Source organism: Hydrogenophaga crocea (genome assembly GCF_011388215.1).
GTDB lineage: Bacteria > Pseudomonadota > Gammaproteobacteria > Burkholderiales > Burkholderiaceae_C > Hydrogenophaga > Hydrogenophaga crocea.
In genome coordinates, this window is the sequence record NZ_CP049989.1 from 3,723,194 (window position 1) to 3,740,074 (window position 16,881).

Consider the following 16,881-nt stretch of genomic DNA (forward strand, 5'->3'; position numbering starts at 1 on the left):
CGCGGCCCGGGGCGCCGCCACCGCGGCCGGCGCCCCTTGTTTTCAGGCCTTGGCGTTGCCGCGGCCCAGCAGCCAGTACAGCAGGATCGCGCCGAAGGTGGCGGTACCGATGCCGCCGAGCGCGAAGCCGCCGAACTTGAGGGTGTACTCGCCCGTGCCGAGGATGATGGGAATGGCGGCCACGAGCAGGTTGCGGTTGTCCGAGAAATCGACCTTGTTGTCGACCCAGATCTTGGCGCCCGCGATCGCGATCAGGCCGAACACCACGATGGACACGCCGCCCATGACGGCCAGCGGGATGGTCTGGATCAGCGCGCCGAACTTGGGGCTGAAGCCCAGCACCACGGCGATCACCGCGGCCACCACGAACATGGCGGTGGAGTAGATCTTGGTCGCGGCCATCACGCCGATGTTCTCGGCGTAGGTGGTCACGCCGGTGCCGCCCGCGGCGCCGCTCACCACGGTGGCGATGCCGTCGCCGATGAAGGCCTTGCCCAGGTAGGGGTTGAGGTCGCGGCCGGTCATGGCGCTCACGGCCTTCACGTGACCCAGGTTCTCGGCCACCAGGATGATGGCCACGGGCGCGATCAGCAGCATGGCCTGCGCGCTGAACACCGGCGCCGAGAACGCGGGCATGCCGAACCAGGCCGCGTTGGCGATGCCGCTGAAGTCGATCGGCTTGCCCAGGCCCATGCCGTTGGTGAGCACGGCGTAGATCACGCTGGCCACGATCAGGCCCACGAGGATCAGCAGCCGCTGCACCATGCCGCGCGTGTACACGGCCACCAGGCCCACGCTCACGAAGGTGATGGCCTGCATCCAGGCGTCGAAGCCGGTGGGCGCCATGTTCTTGATGGGGATGGCCGCCAGGTTCAGGCCGATCACCGCCACCACGGTGCCCGTGACCACGGGCGGCATGAGGCGCTCGACCCAGCCCGTGCCCACGGCCTGCACCACGAAGCCGATCAGGATGTAGAGCACACCGCAGGCGATGATGCCGCCGAGCGCCACGCCCAGGTTGGGGTTGGGGCCGGTGCCGCCGTAGCCGCTGGCCGCGATGACCACGCCGATGAAGGCGAAGCTCGAGCCCAGGTAGCTCGGCACCTTGCCGCCCGTGATGAGGAAGAAAATGAGCGTGCCGATGCCGCTCATGAGAATGGCCACGTTGGGGTTGAAGCCCATCAGCAGCGGCGCGAGCACGGTGGCGCCGAACATGGCGATCACGTGCTGCACGCCCATCACCGTGGTCTGGGGCCACGGCAGTCGTTCATCGGGCGCGATCACGCCGCCTTGTGCCAGTGTGCTGGCGCTTTTTTCGGTCCAGTTGAACAGCCCCATCTCGCTCGCTCCTTCTTGGTTTGGGTGGCGGCGATTGTGCAAGCAAGTGCCGCGCCGGTGGCGTCGCCCAGGCGCGGGCAGGGGCACGGCGATCAGGTCTGGGCGCGGGCATCGGTCGCACCGCCGCCGTGCAGCACGGCCGCGAGCCCGCTGACCGCGTAGGCCACGAGCCGCGGCGCGGCCGTGCGGTCGAAGCCGAGCGCGCCCCCTGGCAGCAGTTGCTCGATGCGCCGGTCGCGCAGGTGCAGCGCCACCGCGCCGAGCGTGAACTGGCAGCCCCAGGCGATCTCGGTCGGGCCGGCCGTGGGCACGGCCTCGCCCAGCGCGAGCATGAAGCGCTGCACCAGGGGGTCGAAGCCCGCGCCCATGGGGTGCTCGGTCACGGGCGAGCCCTGCTGCAGCTCGCGCGCGAGCAGCCGCGCGTAGGCCGCGGTCGACGGGTTGTGGCGCAGGTGCACCAGCGGCAGCACGAAGGCCTCGACGATGCGCAGCAGGCCTTGCGCCTCGCGTGCGTGGCGGCGGGCCTCGTCGATCGTGGCCAGGCGCGCATGGTGGCAGGCCGCGCGGTGGTGGAACACGGCCCTGAACAGGTCGTGCTTGCGGCCGAAGTAATAGCCCACGAGGGCCAGCGGCACGCGCGCGGCGTCGGCGATCTGGCGCAGCGTGACGCCGTGGAAGCCGTGGTCGGCGAACAGGCGCTCGGCGGTGACGAGGATGGTTTCCTGGCGGAGGGTGCGCAGTGGCGGTGCGGTCTGTTCCATGGTGTCGGCAGGTGCGGACCGCCGGGGCCGGGGCCGCAGCCCGCGTGACAGACAGGGCCGCGGCGTGCCGCTAACCTGCTCCCACCCGACCCGAGCCCACCATGCCCCAACCGCCCAACATTCCCCAGATCCGCCGCTACACCGACTGGCTCGCGACCCACCGGGGTTTGCGTTTCGAGGACTACCCCGCGTTGTGGCGCTGGTCGGTGACCGACCTGGAGGCCTTCTGGGGCAGCGTGGACGAATACTTTAGTTTGCAGATGCGGCCGGAGGGGGGGCGGGTATTGGCCGCCAACACCATGCCCGGCACGCACTGGTTCCCGGGCGGGCGCGCCAACTACGCGCACCAGGTGTTGCGGCACGTGGCCCCGGCCCACGCGGCGGGCATGCCGGCGCTGATCTCGCGCAACGAAAAAGGCCTGGCGCGCGAGCTCGGATGGCCCGAGCTGCAGCGCCAGGTGGCCGCACTCGCGCTGCACCTGCGCGAGCAGGGCGTGCGCCGCGGCGATCGTGTGGCCGCCTACCTGCCCAACATCCCCGAGACAGCGATCGCCTTCCTCGCGGTGGTGAGCATCGGCGCGGTGTGGAGCGTGTGCGCGCCCGACATGGGCACCAACGCCGTGCTCGACCGCTTCCGCCAGATCGAGCCCGTGGCCCTGATCGCCTGTGACGGCGTGACCTACGGCCAGCGCGACATCGACCGCCTGGGCGTGGTGGCCGAACTTCGTGCGGCCCTGCCCACGCTGCGCCACGTGGTGCTGCACACCAACCTGGCCGACACGCCCGAGGCGAAGGCGCGTGCGCTCGCGCAGGCCGCGCCCTGCGCCCACTTCGAGGCCGTGTGCGCGCGCGACGACGCGGCCACCGCCGCCTTCGAGCCCGAGTGGCTGCCCTTCGACCACCCGCTGTGGATCGTGTATTCGAGCGGCACCACCGGCCTGCCCAAACCCATCGTGCACGGCCACGGCGGCACGGTGTTGGTGGGCATGGCGCTCAAGATCCTGCACAACGACATCGGCTGCAGCTACGACCCCAACAACTGGGGCGAGCGTTACCACTGGTACAGCTCCACGGGCTGGGTGATGTGGAACGCGCAGGTCAGCGGCCTGCTCAACGGCACCACCTGCGTCATCTACGACGGCAACCCCGGAGGCGCCAAGGAGCGGCCCGACTGGACCACGCTGTGGCGCTTCGCGGCCGAGACCGGCGTGAGTTTCTTCGGCGCGGGCGCGGCTTTCTACGCCAACTGCCTCAAGGCGGGCGTGGACCTGTCCACCTGCGGCGACCTCTCGCGCGTGCGCGCGCTGGGCAGCACGGGCTCACCGCTGTCGGAAGACGCGCAGCGCTGGGGCAGCGCGCAGTTCGCCGCGATCGCCGCCAACCCGGCGCAGCACGACATCTGGTGGTGCAACATCAGCGGCGGCACCGATTTCGCCGGGGCCTTCATCGGCGGTCACCGCGAACTGCCGCAGGTGCCCGGGCGCATGCAGTGCCGGCTGCTCGGTTGCGCGGTGGAGTCGTGGAACGAGCAAGGCCAGGCCGTGATCGACGAGGTGGGCGAGCTCGTGTGCGTGCAGCCCATTCCCTCGATGCCGCTGCACTTCGTGGGCGACGTGGACAACCGCCGCCTCATCGGCAGCTACTTCGACGCCTACCCGCCCGGCCACGGCCGCAAGCCCGGTGGCGGCGATCTCGGGCCCGAGGCCGGCGCGGTGTGGCGGCACGGCGACTGGCTGCGCATCCTGCCCGACGGCTCGTGCGTGATCTACGGCCGCTCCGACGCCACCATCAACCGCCACGGCCTGCGCATGGGCACCAGCGAGATCTACAGCGCCGTCGAGGCCCTGCCCGAGGTGCTCGACTCCATGGTGGTCGACCTCGAGTACCTGGGCCGCGAGAGCTGGATGCCGCTGTTCGTGGTGCTGCGCGAGGGCCACACGCTCGACGACGCGCTGCGCGAGCGCCTGCGTGGCGCGATCCGCAGCGCGCTGTCGCCGCGCTTCGTGCCCGACGCGATCTACCAGGTGGCCGAGATCCCGCGCACGCTCTCGGGCAAGAAGCAGGAGCTGCCGATCAAGAAGCTGCTGCTGGGCCAGCCGATCGAGAAGGTCATCAACCGCGAGGCCATGGCCAACCCGGGCTGTCTCGACTGGTACGTGCAGCTGGCGCGCGAGCGGGCCTGAGTGCGGGGGCGCGGGCTCAGTGCACGAACACCCGCGCCGGGTCGAGGGCAAGCGGGTAACCCGCGCCGTCCACAGCCACGCCCTGGACGGCGGGCGTGAGGAAGAGCTGGCCGTCCTGCACGTCGGCGAGCAGGCGGCCCGTGCCCAGGCCGGCGGCGCTGCCGTCCGGAATGCGGGTGAGGCTGATGCCATTGCCGTCCACCGCACTCGAGTGGCTCGACATGAACAGGGCCTGCCCGCGGATGGCGTTGGCGCGCGTGGGCAGCGTGACTGCCGCGACCGGCAGCGTGAAGCCCTCTTCGACCACACCCTTGGGCACCGCGCAGGCGGTGTCGGTGAACAGGTCGATGGTGACCTTGAGATCGAGCGTGTCGCCGCTGGTGGCGGTGATCGTGTGGCTGCGCAAGCGGCTGCTGTACGCGGGGTTGTAGGCGAACGAGGGGGCGCAGGCGCCGGTGGCGTCCGGCTTCCACACGCCCGCGAACTCCGCGAGCGACAACGACGGCGTGGCCGGGGTGTGTGCATCACCGCCACCGCCACCGCCGCCACCGCCGCAGGCGGAGAGGGCGAGCGACAGCGCGAGGGCGGACAACACTGGGAAGGTCTTCATGAATGGGCTCCGGTCCGTGCACGGAGACACGGGCGAACCGAATGGCCCGACAACCGCTCCCCTGGGACCGGCCTGGGTGGCAGGGGCGCGCGCTCTGTTCCCGCCCCCGCTAGCGCCGGCTCACCAGCACGATGCCCAGCGCCACGCCCGCCAGCGCCAGTATGAGCTGCACCGTGAGCGGCTCGCCCAGCAGCAGCACGCCGAACACCAGCGCGAACACCGGCGTAAGGAAGGTGAAGGTGCTCATCTGCGTCGCGGGGTAGTGGCGCAGCATCCACATCCAGGTGAGGTAGCTCGCGAAAGCGCCGACCACGCTCTGCAGCGCGATCGAGCCCCAGGCGCGCGCCGAGTAGTGAAAGCCCCAGGGCTCACCGAGCAGCAGCGAGAGCACCGGCGCCACGGCCGCGGTCACGGCCACCTGGTAGAAGAGCGTTTTCTCGGCACTGGCACTGGCCATGCGGCTGGCGCGGATGGTGAGCGTGGTCAGGCCCCAGAGAATGCCCGCGGCCAGGCCCATGGCATCGCCGCGCCATTGGCCCGCCACCGGCGAGGCGTGCAGGAAGCCTTCGCTGAAGGCCAGGGCCACGGCCACGAAGGCGATGGACAGGCCGGCCCATTGCACGCGGCGCAGGGTTTCGCTGGGCACCACGCGCGGCAGCAGCAGCGCCACCACGAAGGGGCTGGTGTAGAGGAACACCGTGAGCCGCGAGGCGCTGGTGAACTGCAGGCCCAGGTAGATGAAGCTGAACTCGCCCGCGAACAGCAGGCCGGCGAGCAGGCCCGCGCCCAGCGTGCCGTCGCGGTTGAAGAGCGGCACGCCGCGCGCCACGCACCACAGCCACAGCAGCGCGGTCGCGCCCCAGAAGCGCACCGTGGCCTGCCACAGCGGCGGCACCTCGGTGGCGGCCACCTTGATGAGGATCTGCTGGAAGCCCCAGAAGGCGCAGCACACGATGAGCAGCGCGATGGCCAGGGCGTCGAGGTGGGGTTTGCGTTCGGGCGTGGCAGACATGGGGCGCGATTGTGGCCCGGGCCGGGCCCCGGGGGTGTCGTCAGCGCGGCTGCGCGAGGCGGCGCAGCTGGGCCTTGAGGCGCTGCACCTCGGCGGCCGAGAGCTCGCCCAGCACCTCGGCCTCGTGGGCGCGCGCGCGGCGCAGCAGCGGCTGCACCTTCTCGCGGCCCGCGGGCGTGATGGCCACCAGCGTGCGGCGCTGGTCGGCCGGGTCGTCCTGCAAGGCCACCCAGCCCTGCGCGACCAGGCGCTGCAGCAGCTTGGTCACCGTGGGCTGCTGGCTCAGCACCTCGTGCGCGAGCCGGCCCACGCTCATGGGCGGCTCGCCGCTGAGCACCGCGAGCACGCGCCACTCGAGCGAGCCCAGGCCCGCTTCGCGCACCTGGGCGTCGAAGTCCTTGAACAGCGCGTGGTTGGCCTGGCCGAGCAGGTAGCCCAGATAGTCGTGGGTGAAACGCTCGCCCCCACGCTCCGCCGCTGCGCGGGTCGCTGCCCCCCGAGGGGACTGATCCGCCTTGGGGCGGCCCGGCGGCGGATCGTGCGCTGCGCTCACAAGGGGTGCTCCGTGTAGAAGCGGCCGCCGTGAAAGAGCAGGGGCGAGGCCTCGGCCCGGTGGGCGCAGCGCTCGACCTCGCCCACGAAGATCACGTGGTCACCTTCGGTGTACTGGCTGCGGTTGAAGCACTCGAACACCGCGGCCGCGCCCTGCAGCAGCGGCGCGCCGTTGCCGCCCTCGCTGAAGGCCACGCCGGCCCAGCGGTCGATGTCGCGCGCGGCGAAGCGCTCGGCCAGGGCCTGCTGGTCGGCCGCGAGCACGTTGATCGCGTAGTGCTGGCCGTTGCGGAAGGCCGCCATCGAGCCCGCGCGGTGCGCCAGGCTCCAGAGCACCAGCGGCGGCGACAGCGACACCGAATTGAAGGAGTTGGCGGTCAGGCCCACCAGCGTGCCATCGGCGGTGCGCGCCGTCACGATGGTGACGCCGGTGGCGAACATGCCCAGTGAGGCGCGGAACTCCTGCGCCGAAAAATCGGGCGGGCGCGCCACCAGGCCGGATTGACGGGCAGGAGACATGGGCTGCAATTTACATGAATTTTCATGAATAATGGCCGCCAGACGACCAACCCCCACCCGCGACAAGGAGACCGGATGCTGCAGGAGCGGATCGAACCCGCCTGGATCGACGCCTTCGAGGCCATGCTGCGGCGCTGTGCGCTGCAGGCTGGCGAAGTGGTGGCGATTCTCGGCGAGACGCAAAGCCGGCCCGTGCTGGTGGAATTGGCGCACCTGGCCGCGGCGCGGCTGGGCGCGCGCTGCTTCCGCCTCACGCTGCCTTCGGTGTTCAGCACCAGCGAGCCGGTGCAGCGCTCCACCGGCGCTTGCCCCGCGATCCAGCAGCTGCAGCCGGTGATCGCCGCGCTCGCGGGCAGCCAGCTCGTGATCGACTGCACCGCCGAGGGCCTGATGCACGCGCCCGAGCTGCCCGCCATCCTCGCGGGCGCGGGCGGCACGCAGCCGCGCGTGGTCTACGTGAGCAACGAACACCCCGAGGCGCTGATGCGCCTGCTGCCCGACGAGGCCACCGAAGCGCGCGTGAAGGCGCACGTGAAGCGCCTGCGCGGCGCCCAGCGCATGCGCGTGACCTCGGCCGCGGGCACCGACCTGCACATCGACCTGGCCGGCGCGGTGTTCGGCGGCAACTGGGGCAGCACCACGCGGCCCGGCACGCTCACGCACTGGCCCGGCGGCCTGGTGCTGGGCTTTCCTGCCGCGGGCACGGTCAACGGCACGCTGGTGCTGGCCGAGGGCGACGTCAACCTCACCTTCAAGCGCTACATCGAGCGGCCGATCGCGCTCACCGTCGAGGCCGACACGGTCACGCGCATCGAGGGCCGCGGCGTCGATGCCGAGCTGCTGCGCAGCCACTACGCGGCCTGGAACGAGCCCGAGGCCTATGCGGTGAGCCACGTGGGCTACGGCCTCAACGAGCGCGCGCGCTGGGACAGCATGGCGCTCTACGACAAACGCGATTTCAACGGCACCGAGTTGCGCGCCTTCGCGGGCAACTTCCTTTACAGCACCGGCGCCAACGAGGTCGCGGGCCGGCACACGCGCGGGCACTTCGACTTCCCGCTGCGCCACTGCACCGTCGCGCTCGACGGGCAGGTGGTGATCGATGCCGGGCAGGTGGTGGCATGAACAGCCTGCCCACCTTCACCGCGCTCGGCAGCGGGCCCACCGTGCTCATGCTGCACGGCATCGGCGGTGGCCACCTGGCCTTTGCGCCGCAGGTCGAAACGCTTGCGGGCGCGGGCTACCGCGCCATCGCCTGGGACATGCCGGGCTACGGCCGCAGCGCGCCCATCGAGCCCTACACCTTCAAGGGCCTGGCGCAAAGCTGCGTCGACCTGATCGACGCCCTGCAGTGCGAGAGCGTGGTGCTGGTGGGCCACAGCATGGGCGGCATGGTCGCGCAGGAGGTGGTGGCACGACGCCCCGACAAGGTCAGCCGCCTGGTGCTCGCGGGCACCTCGGCCGCCTTCGGCAAGCGCACCGACGGCCGCAGCGCCGAGGCCTGGGCGCAGCAGTTCATCGCCCAGCGCACCGCGCCGCTGGACGCCGGCAAGAGCATGGCCGAAGTGGCCCAGGTGCTGGTGCCGCAGATGACCGGCCCGGGCGCCTTGCCCGAAGGCCTGCGCCTGGCCGAGCACTGCATGGGCGGTGTGCCCGCGGCCACCTACCGGCGCGCGCTCGAATGCCTGGTCACCTTCGACCGCCAGCAGCAGCTCGCCGACATCCGCGTGCCCACGCTGCTCATCGGCGGCGAGTTCGACCGCGTGGCCGCGCCCGCGGTGATGAAGCAGATGGCCGACAGCATTCCGCGCGCGCGCTACGCCGAGCTCAAGGGCATCGGCCACCTCATGAACCTCGAAGCGCCCGACGACTTCGACGGCCTGCTGCTGGGCTTTCTGGCCGAGCCCGCGCCCGCGCCGCACGCCGACCTGCACTGAGACCGCCCCAAGGAGACACGCCCATGAACCGCGACCCCCTGTCCACCGGCCTGGACTTCACGCCCGCCGTGGGCGACATGGCTTTCACGCCGCTGCAGCGCGAACTGCTCACCGTGGCCCACCGCCTGGGCCGCGAGAAGTTCGCGCCGCGCGCCGCGCAATGGGACCGCGAGGCGAGCTTTCCCTTCGCCAACTACGACGACCTGCGCGAGGCTGGCTTCCTCAAGCTCTGCGTGCCGCGCGAGCACGGCGGCCTGGGCGCCGACTACCCCACCTACATGATGGTGGCGGCCGAGATCGGCCGCTTCTGCGGCGCCACCGCACTCACCTGGAACATGCACATCTGCAGCACCATGTGGACGGGCGTGCTCGCCGACGGCATACCCATGACCGACGCGCAGCGCAGCGAGCACACGGCGCGGCGCGAGCTGCACTTCCGCCGCATCGTCGACGACGGCGCGCTCTATGCCCAGCCCTTCAGCGAAGGCTCGGCCGCCGCGGCCGGGCGCGCACCCTTCGGCACCACGGCGAAGAAGGTCGAGGGCGGCTGGCGCATCAATGGCCGCAAGATTTTCGCCAGCCTCTCGGGTGCGGCCGACTACTACGGCATCCTCTGCACCGAAGACGTGGACGGCAAAGACCCCGACCCGCGCGACACGATGTACATCAGCGTGCCCGCGACCAGCGAGGGCCTGACCATCAGTGGCGATTGGGACCCGCTGGGCATGCGCGGCACCGTCAGCCGCAACCTGCACTTCCAGGACGTGTTCGTGAGCGACGCCGAGCAGCTCATGCCGCGCGGCATCTACTTCACCGGCGCGCAGACCTGGCCCGCCATGTTCTTCACGCTCGCGCCCACCTACCTGGGCCTGGCCAACGCGGCCTACGACTTCACCGTGAAGTACCTGCGCGGCGAGGTCGAGGGCGAGCCGCCCGTGAAACGCCGCCAGTACCCGACCAAGCAGATCGCGGTGGCGCAGATGCGCATCCAGCTCGAGGCCATGAAGAGCCTGTTCGTGCGCGCCATTCAGGAAGCGCGGCCCAACCCGGGCAAGGACGAGAAGCTGCGCCTGTACGCCGCGCACCACACGGTGATGGAGGGTGCCAACGACATCGCGCGCCTGGCCATCCGCACCTGTGGCGGCCAGAGCATGATGAAGCACCTGCCGCTGGAGCGCCTCTACCGCGACAGCCGCTGCGGCTCGCTCATGCTGCCCTGGACGGCCGAGCTCATCGTCGACCGCATGGGGCGCGAAACGCTTTACGAGCCAGGCGAGAGAGACGCCTGAGCGCGCGCGGCGCGCGGCAGGCGCGTGTCGGCTTCGAAGCCGTGGAAGCCGAAGGCCATGGCGGGCCGTTCGCCGCTGATGAGCTCGGCCAGGGCCTTGCCCGAACCGGCGCCGTGCGTCCAGCCCAGCGTGCCGTGGCCCGCGTTGATCCACAGGCCTTTCACGGGCAGGCGGCCGATCAGGGGAATGTTGGTCGGCGTCGCGGGGCGCAGGCCGGTCCAGAAGCGCGGGTTGCCGCCCTCGGCCGGCAGCCGCGTGTCGGCCACGCCGGGGAACACCTCTTCGATGCGGCGCACCAGCATCTCGCAGCGTTTGCGGGCCAGCGGCGTGTCCAGCGACAGGTCGAAGCCACCGAGTTCAATGGTGCCGGCCACGCGCAGCTCGTTGCCCAGGCGCGAGAGCGCGATCTTGCGGCTGTCGTCGATCATGCTCACGAAGGGCGCGCGCTCGGGCTCGAGCAGCGGCAGCGTGGCGCTGTAGCCCTTGCCCGGGTAGATCGGCACGCGCACGCCGATGCGCGCGAGCAGCGGCGTGGTGTACGAACCGCAGGCCACCACGGTGGCGTCGGCCTTGAGCGCAGTGAGCACGCCGGTGTCGCGGCTGCGCACCCGCACATGGGTCACCGCGCCACCGGCCACCTCGATCTGCTCGATGTCGTGGCCGAACAGCAGGCGCGCGCCGCGCGCGGCGCACAGCGCAGCCAGCTGCTGCGTGAACACGCGCGCGTCGCCCGACTCGTCGCTTTCGGTGAAGGTGCCGCCCACGATGCGATCGCCGTACGAGGCCAGCGCGGGTTCGATGCGCAGCAGCTCGTCGCGCGAGACCACGCGGCGCTTCACGCCGAAGCGGCCCATGAGCTCGGCCGCACCGGCCGCGCCGTCGAAGGATTTCTGGTCGACGTAGAAGTGCGCGATGCCGCGCTCGAGCCGGTGGTAATCGATGCCGGTCTCGCGCACCACGTCTTTCAGTGCCGCGTGGCTGTACGAGCCCAGCGCCACCAGCTGCGCCACGTTGCGCTCGAAGGCCGCGTCGTTGCACTGCGCCAGGAACTGCAGGCCCCAGCGCCACTGCGCCGGGTCGAGCTGCGGGCGAAACAGCAGCGGCGAGGTGGGCGAAAACATCCACTTGAGCGCTTTCAGCGGCGCTTCGCGGTTGGCCCAGGGCTCGCAATAGCTGACCGAGATCTGCGCGGCGTTGGCAAAGCTGGTTTCCAGTGCCGCGTCGGGCTGGCGCTCGACGAGCGTGACCTCGTGGCCGCGCTGCAGCAGGTGCCAGGCGGTGCTCACGCCGATGATGCCGGCGCCCAGAACGGTGACTTTCATGGTGGATCTCCCGGCGCGGTGCGCCTGTGCCACCAGTGTCGGGAAATCCCCGTCCGAAATGAAGCGGGATTCAAGCAAAATCGAGTTCATCAGTTTGGCTGATGAAAGAACCCCCGATGAGCACCTTCGATCCCGACGCCCTCGAATGCCTGGCCGCCATCGTGGAAGAGGGCGGCTTCGAGCGCGCCGCGCAGCGCCTGTCCATCACGCAGTCGGCCGTGTCGCAGCGGCTGCGCGCGCTCGAGGCGCAGGTGGGCACGGTGCTGATCGTGCGCAGCCGCCCGCTCAAGCCCACGCCCGCGGGCCAGCTCATGCTCAAGCACGCCAAGATGATGCGGCTGCTGCGCGCCGACCTCGAGAAGGACCTGAAGGAGCTCGCGCCCAGCAACGCCGCCAGCGGCCGCGGCGAGGAGCGCATTTCGGTGGCCATCAACGCCGACAGCATCGCCACCTGGGCCCTGCCCGCCCTCGACGCGCTGGCGCGCGCGGGCCTGCCGGTGGAAATCATCGCCGACGATCAGGAGTTCACCCACGAGTGGCTGCGCGAAGGCCAGGTGCTGGGCTGCGTGACCTCGCTGGGCCAGGCGCTGCGCGGCTGCCGCATGGAGCCGCTGGGCGTGATGGACTACGTGCTGGTGGCAGAGCCCGGCTTTGCGCTGGAGCACTGTCCCAAGGGCCTTAACACGCAGAACTTCCACCGCCTGCCCTTCATCGCCTTCAACCGCAAGGACCAGCTGCAGCACGCCTTTGTCGAACAGCGCTTCGGCCTCTCGCGCGTGGTGCTCAAGCAGCGCTTCGTGCCGTCCAGCGAAGGCCAGGTGCGCGCGGTGCTCGCGGGCTGGGGCGTGAGCGTGGTGCCCGAGCTGCTGGTGCGCGAACGCATCGCGCGCGGAGAACTGGTGGACCTGGCGCCGCGCCACCGCGTGGGCGTGGCGCTGCACTGGCACTGCTGGAACCTGAGCTCTGACGTGCTCGACGCGCTGAGCGCGGCGCTGCGCGACGCGGCCGGCCGGGCCCTGCGCGCGCCGCTCTGAGGCGCGCAAAAAAAAGCCCCGCGCGGGCGGGGCCTGGGCAGCGCCTGCGCGCCGGCCTCACTTGGGCATGATCACCGTGTCGATCACGTGGATGACGCCGTTGCTCGCGGCCACGTCGGTCGCCACCACCTTGGCGTTGTCCACGGTCACACCGCCCGAGGTGCCCACCGTGATCTCGCCGCCCTGCACGGTCTTCACCTTGCCGGCCTTCACGTCCTTGGCCATCACCTTGCCCGGCACCACGTGGTAGGTGAGCACGGCGGTGAGCTTGGCCTTGTCCTTGAGCAGCGCATCGAGCTGGTCCTTGGGGATCTTGGCAAAGGCCTCGTCCGACGGCGCGAACACCGTGAACGGGCCCGGGCCCTTGAGGGTGTCCACCAGGCCGGCGGCCTGCACCGCGGTCACCAGGGTCTTGAACGAGCCGGCGGACACGGCGGTGTCCACGATGTCCTTGGCGTGGGCGGCAGCGAGGGCGCCGAACGCGAGCACGGAGGCAATGAGGGTCTTCTTCATGCAGAGGTCCTTCCTGAAGCCGCGGTCAACATAGACCGCGGCGGAAATTTAAACCATGTTGTTCGCAAGAAGACTGAATAGTCTTAAAGACGACCAAAAAGTAAGGAAGTCGACGATCAGGTTGAACTCGGGCAGAATCCGGCGATCACAACGGGCTTTTGCCTCGATCGCCTTTCCATGCCGCCAGCCGCCAAGTCCTCCGCCGCCCCCAAGCTCAGCTTTCGCGAGCAGATGCACCTCGCCCGCGAGGACGCCATCATTTCGGCGGTCAACCGTTTCCTGGCCGAGAAGGGCTTCGACGCCATGACCGTCGACGAGGTCGCGGCCGACGTGGGCATCGCCAAGGCCAGCCTGTACAAGCACTTCCCGAGCAAGGAAGACCTGGCCGCCGCGGCCATGGTGCGTGTGATGGACCGCGCGCGCGCCTTCCTTGACGGCCTGCAGGCCGACCCGAACGCGCGCCCGCTCGACCAGCTCAAGGCGGTGGCGCGCTGGACCATGGAGGTGCAGCTCGATGGCGAGATGCCCTCGCTGCCGAGCGAGAACTCCTCGCTGCGCACCACGCTGATCAACAACAAGGCCTACATGGACGGCCTGATGGATGTGAGCGAGCGCCTGGGCGCGTGGATCACCGCGGCCCAGGCCGACGGCAGCATCAGCCCTGCGCTGCCGCCCATCGCGGTGCTCTACACGCTGTACGCGCGCGCCTGCGATCCGGTGCTCGGCTTTCTCAAGATGTCCGAGCTCTACACGCGCGAGCAGATCGTCGACATGGTGCTCAGCACCTGCTTCGAAGGCCTGCGCGCGCGCTGATGCCGACGGTGCTCAGCGCACCAGCAGCACGGGGGATTTGCACTGGGCCAGCACCTTGGTGGCCACCGAACCCAGCACCAGGTTGCCCAGCGCGCCGTGGCCGTGCGAGCCCATGATCACCAGGTCGAACTTGCCGGCGTCGGCGGCCTTGGCGATGAGTTCGCCCGCGGGGCCCACCTTGTGCACCACCTTGGCCGCGATGCCGTGGCGCTGCAGGAATTTGGCCACCGGCCCCGTGATCTTGGCCGCTTCGTCCTCGTGGAACTTGTTGGCCACCGTGGCGCCCACGGCCGCGCGGGCCCGCGGGGGCAGCGGGGCCTGCACGCTGATTGCGGTGAAGTCGTTGTCGCTGCCGAACAGCTCGTCGTGGGCCGCGAGGTAGGCCAACATTTTCTTGGTGTAGGCGCTGCCGTCGACAGCAAGCAGGATCTTCATCGGGTGCTCCTTGGTGTTGTGGGAAGAGGAAATGCAGGAGCGCGCAGTGTAGGGCCCGGCCTGCGCCTTGCGCCTTGAGCCGGATCAAGCCGGACCGATGTCCACCGTTCCCACGGGATCGAATCCGAGCTGCTCGTGCTTGTCGCGGTAGCCGAGCGGGTTGGCCTTGATGCGGCAGCGGCCCACGCGCACGTCGGTCGGGCAGTGCAGGTGGCCATGCAGCCAGAGGTCCGCGAGCGGCAGCAGATCGTCGAGTGCGTTGCAAAAGCCCGCGGTGCCCGGCGTGAGGCCGTAACGCGGGTCGGCGCTGTGCAGCGTGGGCGCGAAATGGGTGACCACCACCGTGGGCCCGTCGAAGGGCTGGACCAGCGCGTCGCGCAGCCAGGCCTGGCATTCGATGCCCAGCGCGCGCATGGCCGCGGCGTCGAACAGCGCGCCGCCGCGCTGGCTCGCCATGCTACGCAGGTAATGGTTGGCGGCGCGAAAGGCTTTCTCGCGCTGCTGCAGGGGGTCGGTGCCCGGCGGGCGGATCGCGTCGTAGTCGGTCCACAGCGTGGTGCCCACGAAGCGCACGCCCCGCCAGATCCAGGTCTCGCGCTCGAGCCAGCGCAGGCCCAGGCGTTCGCAGGTGGCGCGCAGGCGGGCGTGGGCGTCGTCCACGTCGAGCGCGTCGTACTCGTGGTTGCCCGGGACGAACAGCACTGGTACCGGCCAATCCGCGAAACGGCCCAGGCCCCAGTCGGGCTCGGGCATGGTGCTGCCGTCGCGGCGGCGCTGGTACGAGCCCACGTCGCCCGCGAGCACCAGCAGCTCCGCGCCCGGGGCGGGGCGTGGCTCGAAATCGGGGTTGGCCTCGAGGTGCAGGTCGCTGAGCAACTGGATCTTCATGCGCCGATTGTCGCGGCCTCGCCCAGCCCGTCGCGCGCGGCCCGGGCCACGGCCTCGCGCAGCCAGCGGTGCGCGCCGTCGTGCTGGCGCTGGCGGTGCCACAGCGTGTCCACGTGCACCTCGGGCACGTCCAGCGGCAGCTCGGCGATCGCGAGCTCGTTCTCCATGCCGGTGGCCGACACGAAGTGGCGCGGCAGCACGGTGAGCAGGTCGGTGGTGGTGACCACGCGCCCCGCGGTGAAGAACTGGTTCACCGTGAGCACCACCCGGCGGATGCGCGAGCGTGCGGTCAGCGCCTCGTCGACGAAGCCGAAGGGCCGGCCCGAGAAACTCACGAGCAGGTGGCGCGCCGCGCAGTACTCGTCGAGCGTGAGCGGGCGGCCGGCCATGGGGTGGCCGCGGCGCATCACCACCACGTAGCGGCCATCGTAGAGCCGCTGGAAGGCGAAGCGCGGCAGCTCGTCCTGCTGCTGCGCCGCACCGAGTTCGGCGATGACCGCCGGGAAGTGACCGATGGCCACGTCCACCGTGCCGCTTTCCAGCAGCTCGCGCGGATCGCGCGTGGTCAGCGGCAGCACGCGCAGGTTCACGCCCGGGGCCTCGGCCTCGCAGATGTTGACCAGGCTGGGCACCAGCTTGGCGGCGGTGGCGTCGGCCATGGCGAGGTGAAAGGTGTTGCTCGCCGAGCCGGGCTCGAACTCACCGGGCGCGAGCGCCCCGCGCAGCAGGCCCAGCGCCTCGCGCACCGCGGGCCACAGCGCCATGGCCGCGGGCGTGGGCTCCACGCCGAAGCCCGCGCGCCGCACCAGCTCGTCGCCCAGCAGCTCGCGCAGGCGGCGCAGGGCGTTGCTCACCGCCGGCTGGGTCATGGCCAGGTTGTGGGCCGCGCGCGTGAGGTTGCGCTCGGCCATCACCTCGTCGAAGACGCGCAGCAGGTTGAGGTCGAAGGTGCGGAAGTTTGGCGGATTCATCATGACGATGAATGGTATCCATCATCAAAATAAAGTGGCGAGATATCGGGGTAAACCCTAGAGTACCGCCCATGCACCCCACCGGGTGTTCTTCAAGGAGTTGCCATGAGCACCACCCTCTCCGCACCGCTGTCTGTTGCCGCCTCTGCTTCCGCTTCGCCCGCCGCCTCTTCCGACGGCGCCCGCCGCCTGAGCGCCCTCCTGCTCGCCGCCGTGCTCGCCACGCTGGTCGTGATCGCCGACCAGGTGATCGACACCTGGGCCGATGGCCACCTCATGCTCGCCTGGGTCAGCCTCTGGGCCCTGGTGTTCGCCGGCCTCGCGCTGTTCGCCGACACCGCCCGCCGCGGCGCCCGCCGCGCCGTGGCCGCGCTCGACGACTGGTCGCGTTCGCTGGCCGAGGCCCGCGCCGAAATGCGCCTGTGGGAAATGGCCCGCCAGGACCCGCGCCTCATGACCGAGCTGGTCGCCGCGCGCAACCGCGCCGAAGTCGAACTGGAAACCCAAGCCGCCCCGGCCCAGGACTTCAGCGATGCACTGGCCCCGATCGGCCTGCCCCAGGCCGCCACGGTCGACACGCGCAGCTACTGGGAACGTCTGGCCGCCAGCCGCGCCCGCTACGCCAAGATGCACTTCATCTGACCAGCGCCCGCGCATGAAAAAAGCCGCTCCGAGGAGCGGCTTTTTTGCGTCTGCGGGGCGCC

Annotated in this window: 18 protein-coding genes; 7 read left to right on the top strand and 11 right to left on the bottom strand. The window is 70.6% G+C overall.

Annotation, left to right across the window (positions count from 1 at the left end; genetic code table 11):
* Positions 1 to 42: 42 nt before the first annotated feature.
* Both G9Q37_RS17625 and G9Q37_RS17630 read right to left on the bottom strand, forming a co-directional pair.
* A complete protein-coding gene (locus tag G9Q37_RS17625) occupies positions 43 to 1,338 on the bottom strand; it encodes a solute carrier family 23 protein (protein WP_166229250.1) in 1,296 nt (431 codons plus the stop codon).
* A 92-nt stretch (positions 1,339 to 1,430) separates the two neighbouring features.
* Positions 1,431 to 2,099: a TetR/AcrR family transcriptional regulator gene (locus G9Q37_RS17630; protein WP_166229253.1), complete on the bottom strand. Its 669-nt coding sequence runs from the start codon at positions 2,097 to 2,099 to the stop codon at positions 1,431 to 1,433.
* Positions 2,100 to 2,200: 101 nt separating this feature from the next.
* On the opposite strand from G9Q37_RS17630, the gene G9Q37_RS17635 reads away from it, so the two are divergent.
* Entirely contained in the window at positions 2,201 to 4,282 is a 2,082-nt protein-coding gene (locus G9Q37_RS17635; protein ID WP_166229255.1) for an acetoacetate--CoA ligase, read from the top strand.
* A 16-nt stretch (positions 4,283 to 4,298) separates the two neighbouring features.
* On the opposite strand, the gene G9Q37_RS17640 is transcribed toward G9Q37_RS17635, so the two are convergent.
* The 4 genes from G9Q37_RS17640 to G9Q37_RS17655 form a co-directional block, all read right to left on the bottom strand.
* A complete protein-coding gene (locus G9Q37_RS17640; RefSeq protein ID WP_166229257.1) occupies positions 4,299 to 4,892 on the bottom strand; it encodes a hypothetical protein in 594 nt (197 codons plus the stop codon).
* A 109-nt stretch (positions 4,893 to 5,001) separates the two neighbouring features.
* On the bottom strand, positions 5,002 to 5,904 hold the full coding sequence (locus G9Q37_RS17645) for a DMT family transporter (protein ID WP_166229259.1): 903 nt from the start codon (positions 5,902 to 5,904) through the stop codon (positions 5,002 to 5,004).
* Positions 5,905 to 5,944: 40 nt separating this feature from the next.
* Entirely contained in the window at positions 5,945 to 6,457 is a 513-nt protein-coding gene (locus G9Q37_RS17650; RefSeq protein WP_166229261.1) for a MarR family winged helix-turn-helix transcriptional regulator, read from the bottom strand.
* The gene (locus G9Q37_RS17655) at positions 6,454 to 6,975 is read right to left on the bottom strand and encodes a flavin reductase family protein (RefSeq protein WP_166229263.1); all 522 of its coding nucleotides are present in this window, start codon (positions 6,973 to 6,975) and stop codon (positions 6,454 to 6,456) included. Before G9Q37_RS17655 ends, G9Q37_RS17650 begins: the two co-directional genes overlap by 4 nt.
* A gap of 75 nt (positions 6,976 to 7,050) precedes the next feature.
* Between G9Q37_RS17655 and G9Q37_RS17660 the strand changes: the two genes are divergently transcribed.
* From G9Q37_RS17660 to G9Q37_RS17670, 3 genes are read left to right on the top strand one after another with little or no spacing between them, the layout of a single operon-like run.
* Positions 7,051 to 8,100 carry a 2,5-dihydroxypyridine 5,6-dioxygenase NicX family protein gene (locus tag G9Q37_RS17660; protein ID WP_166229265.1) on the top strand — a complete coding sequence of 350 codons (1,050 nt, stop codon included), beginning with the start codon at positions 7,051 to 7,053 and terminating at the stop codon, positions 8,098 to 8,100.
* A complete protein-coding gene (locus tag G9Q37_RS17665; RefSeq protein WP_166229267.1) occupies positions 8,097 to 8,912 on the top strand; it encodes an alpha/beta fold hydrolase in 816 nt (271 codons plus the stop codon). The genes G9Q37_RS17660 and G9Q37_RS17665 overlap by 4 nt, the downstream gene beginning before the upstream one ends.
* Positions 8,913 to 8,935: 23 nt before the next feature.
* A complete protein-coding gene (locus G9Q37_RS17670; RefSeq protein ID WP_420810295.1) occupies positions 8,936 to 10,201 on the top strand; it encodes an acyl-CoA dehydrogenase family protein in 1,266 nt (421 codons plus the stop codon).
* On the opposite strand, the gene G9Q37_RS17675 is transcribed toward G9Q37_RS17670, so the two are convergent.
* Entirely contained in the window at positions 10,174 to 11,523 is a 1,350-nt protein-coding gene (locus G9Q37_RS17675; protein ID WP_166229269.1) for a D-amino acid dehydrogenase, read from the bottom strand. The two genes, G9Q37_RS17670 and G9Q37_RS17675, sit on opposite strands and share 28 nt — an antisense overlap.
* A 116-nt stretch (positions 11,524 to 11,639) precedes the next feature.
* Between G9Q37_RS17675 and G9Q37_RS17680 the strand changes: the two genes are divergently transcribed.
* Positions 11,640 to 12,557, top strand: coding sequence for a LysR family transcriptional regulator ArgP (locus tag G9Q37_RS17680; protein WP_166229271.1), 918 nt, complete (start codon positions 11,640 to 11,642; stop codon positions 12,555 to 12,557).
* Between the two features lie 57 nt (positions 12,558 to 12,614).
* Here G9Q37_RS17680 and G9Q37_RS17685 read toward each other — a convergent pair whose 3' ends face one another.
* Positions 12,615 to 13,070, bottom strand: a complete 456-nt coding sequence (locus G9Q37_RS17685; protein ID WP_166229273.1) for a fasciclin domain-containing protein — start codon at positions 13,068 to 13,070, stop codon at positions 12,615 to 12,617.
* Positions 13,071 to 13,247: 177 nt separating this feature from the next.
* On the opposite strand from G9Q37_RS17685, the gene G9Q37_RS17690 reads away from it, so the two are divergent.
* Complete coding sequence (locus G9Q37_RS17690; protein WP_240936426.1) at positions 13,248 to 13,883, top strand: TetR/AcrR family transcriptional regulator; 636 nt, start codon at positions 13,248 to 13,250, stop codon at positions 13,881 to 13,883.
* A 12-nt stretch (positions 13,884 to 13,895) separates the two neighbouring features.
* Here the strand turns inward: G9Q37_RS17690 and G9Q37_RS17695 are convergent, their stop codons facing one another.
* The 3 genes from G9Q37_RS17695 to G9Q37_RS17705 form a co-directional block, all read right to left on the bottom strand.
* Positions 13,896 to 14,318: a universal stress protein gene (locus G9Q37_RS17695; protein ID WP_166229275.1), complete on the bottom strand. Its 423-nt coding sequence runs from the start codon at positions 14,316 to 14,318 to the stop codon at positions 13,896 to 13,898.
* A gap of 84 nt (positions 14,319 to 14,402) precedes the next feature.
* Complete coding sequence (locus tag G9Q37_RS17700) at positions 14,403 to 15,206, bottom strand: metallophosphoesterase (RefSeq protein ID WP_166229277.1); 804 nt, start codon at positions 15,204 to 15,206, stop codon at positions 14,403 to 14,405.
* On the bottom strand, positions 15,203 to 16,177 hold the full coding sequence (locus G9Q37_RS17705; RefSeq protein WP_166231461.1) for a LysR family transcriptional regulator: 975 nt from the start codon (positions 16,175 to 16,177) through the stop codon (positions 15,203 to 15,205). The genes G9Q37_RS17700 and G9Q37_RS17705 overlap by 4 nt, the downstream gene beginning before the upstream one ends.
* Before the next feature lie 105 nt (positions 16,178 to 16,282).
* On the opposite strand from G9Q37_RS17705, the gene G9Q37_RS17710 reads away from it, so the two are divergent.
* On the top strand, positions 16,283 to 16,819 hold the full coding sequence (locus G9Q37_RS17710) for a hypothetical protein (RefSeq protein WP_166229279.1): 537 nt from the start codon (positions 16,283 to 16,285) through the stop codon (positions 16,817 to 16,819).
* The last annotated feature ends 62 nt before the right edge of the window (positions 16,820 to 16,881 follow it).

Coding starts and splice junctions, on each gene's coding strand:
- G9Q37_RS17625 (WP_166229250.1), bottom strand. CDS start 1,338: ATGGGGCTGTTCAACTGGACCGAAAAAAGCGCCAGCACACTGGCACAA.
- G9Q37_RS17630 (WP_166229253.1), bottom strand. CDS start 2,099: ATGGAACAGACCGCACCGCCACTGCGCACCCTCCGCCAGGAAACCATC.
- G9Q37_RS17635 (WP_166229255.1), top strand. CDS start 2,201: ATGCCCCAACCGCCCAACATTCCCCAGATCCGCCGCTACACCGACTGG.
- G9Q37_RS17640 (WP_166229257.1), bottom strand. CDS start 4,892: ATGAAGACCTTCCCAGTGTTGTCCGCCCTCGCGCTGTCGCTCGCCCTC.
- G9Q37_RS17645 (WP_166229259.1), bottom strand. CDS start 5,904: ATGTCTGCCACGCCCGAACGCAAACCCCACCTCGACGCCCTGGCCATC.
- G9Q37_RS17655 (WP_166229263.1), bottom strand. CDS start 6,975: ATGTCTCCTGCCCGTCAATCCGGCCTGGTGGCGCGCCCGCCCGATTTT.
- G9Q37_RS17660 (WP_166229265.1), top strand. CDS start 7,051: ATGCTGCAGGAGCGGATCGAACCCGCCTGGATCGACGCCTTCGAGGCC.
- G9Q37_RS17665 (WP_166229267.1), top strand. CDS start 8,097: ATGAACAGCCTGCCCACCTTCACCGCGCTCGGCAGCGGGCCCACCGTG.
- G9Q37_RS17670 (WP_420810295.1), top strand. CDS start 8,936: ATGAACCGCGACCCCCTGTCCACCGGCCTGGACTTCACGCCCGCCGTG.
- G9Q37_RS17675 (WP_166229269.1), bottom strand. CDS start 11,523: ATGAAAGTCACCGTTCTGGGCGCCGGCATCATCGGCGTGAGCACCGCC.
- G9Q37_RS17680 (WP_166229271.1), top strand. CDS start 11,640: ATGAGCACCTTCGATCCCGACGCCCTCGAATGCCTGGCCGCCATCGTG.
- G9Q37_RS17685 (WP_166229273.1), bottom strand. CDS start 13,070: ATGAAGAAGACCCTCATTGCCTCCGTGCTCGCGTTCGGCGCCCTCGCT.
- G9Q37_RS17690 (WP_240936426.1), top strand. CDS start 13,248: ATGCCGCCAGCCGCCAAGTCCTCCGCCGCCCCCAAGCTCAGCTTTCGC.
- G9Q37_RS17695 (WP_166229275.1), bottom strand. CDS start 14,318: ATGAAGATCCTGCTTGCTGTCGACGGCAGCGCCTACACCAAGAAAATG.
- G9Q37_RS17700 (WP_166229277.1), bottom strand. CDS start 15,206: ATGAAGATCCAGTTGCTCAGCGACCTGCACCTCGAGGCCAACCCCGAT.
- G9Q37_RS17705 (WP_166231461.1), bottom strand. CDS start 16,177: ATGAATCCGCCAAACTTCCGCACCTTCGACCTCAACCTGCTGCGCGTC.
- G9Q37_RS17710 (WP_166229279.1), top strand. CDS start 16,283: ATGAGCACCACCCTCTCCGCACCGCTGTCTGTTGCCGCCTCTGCTTCC.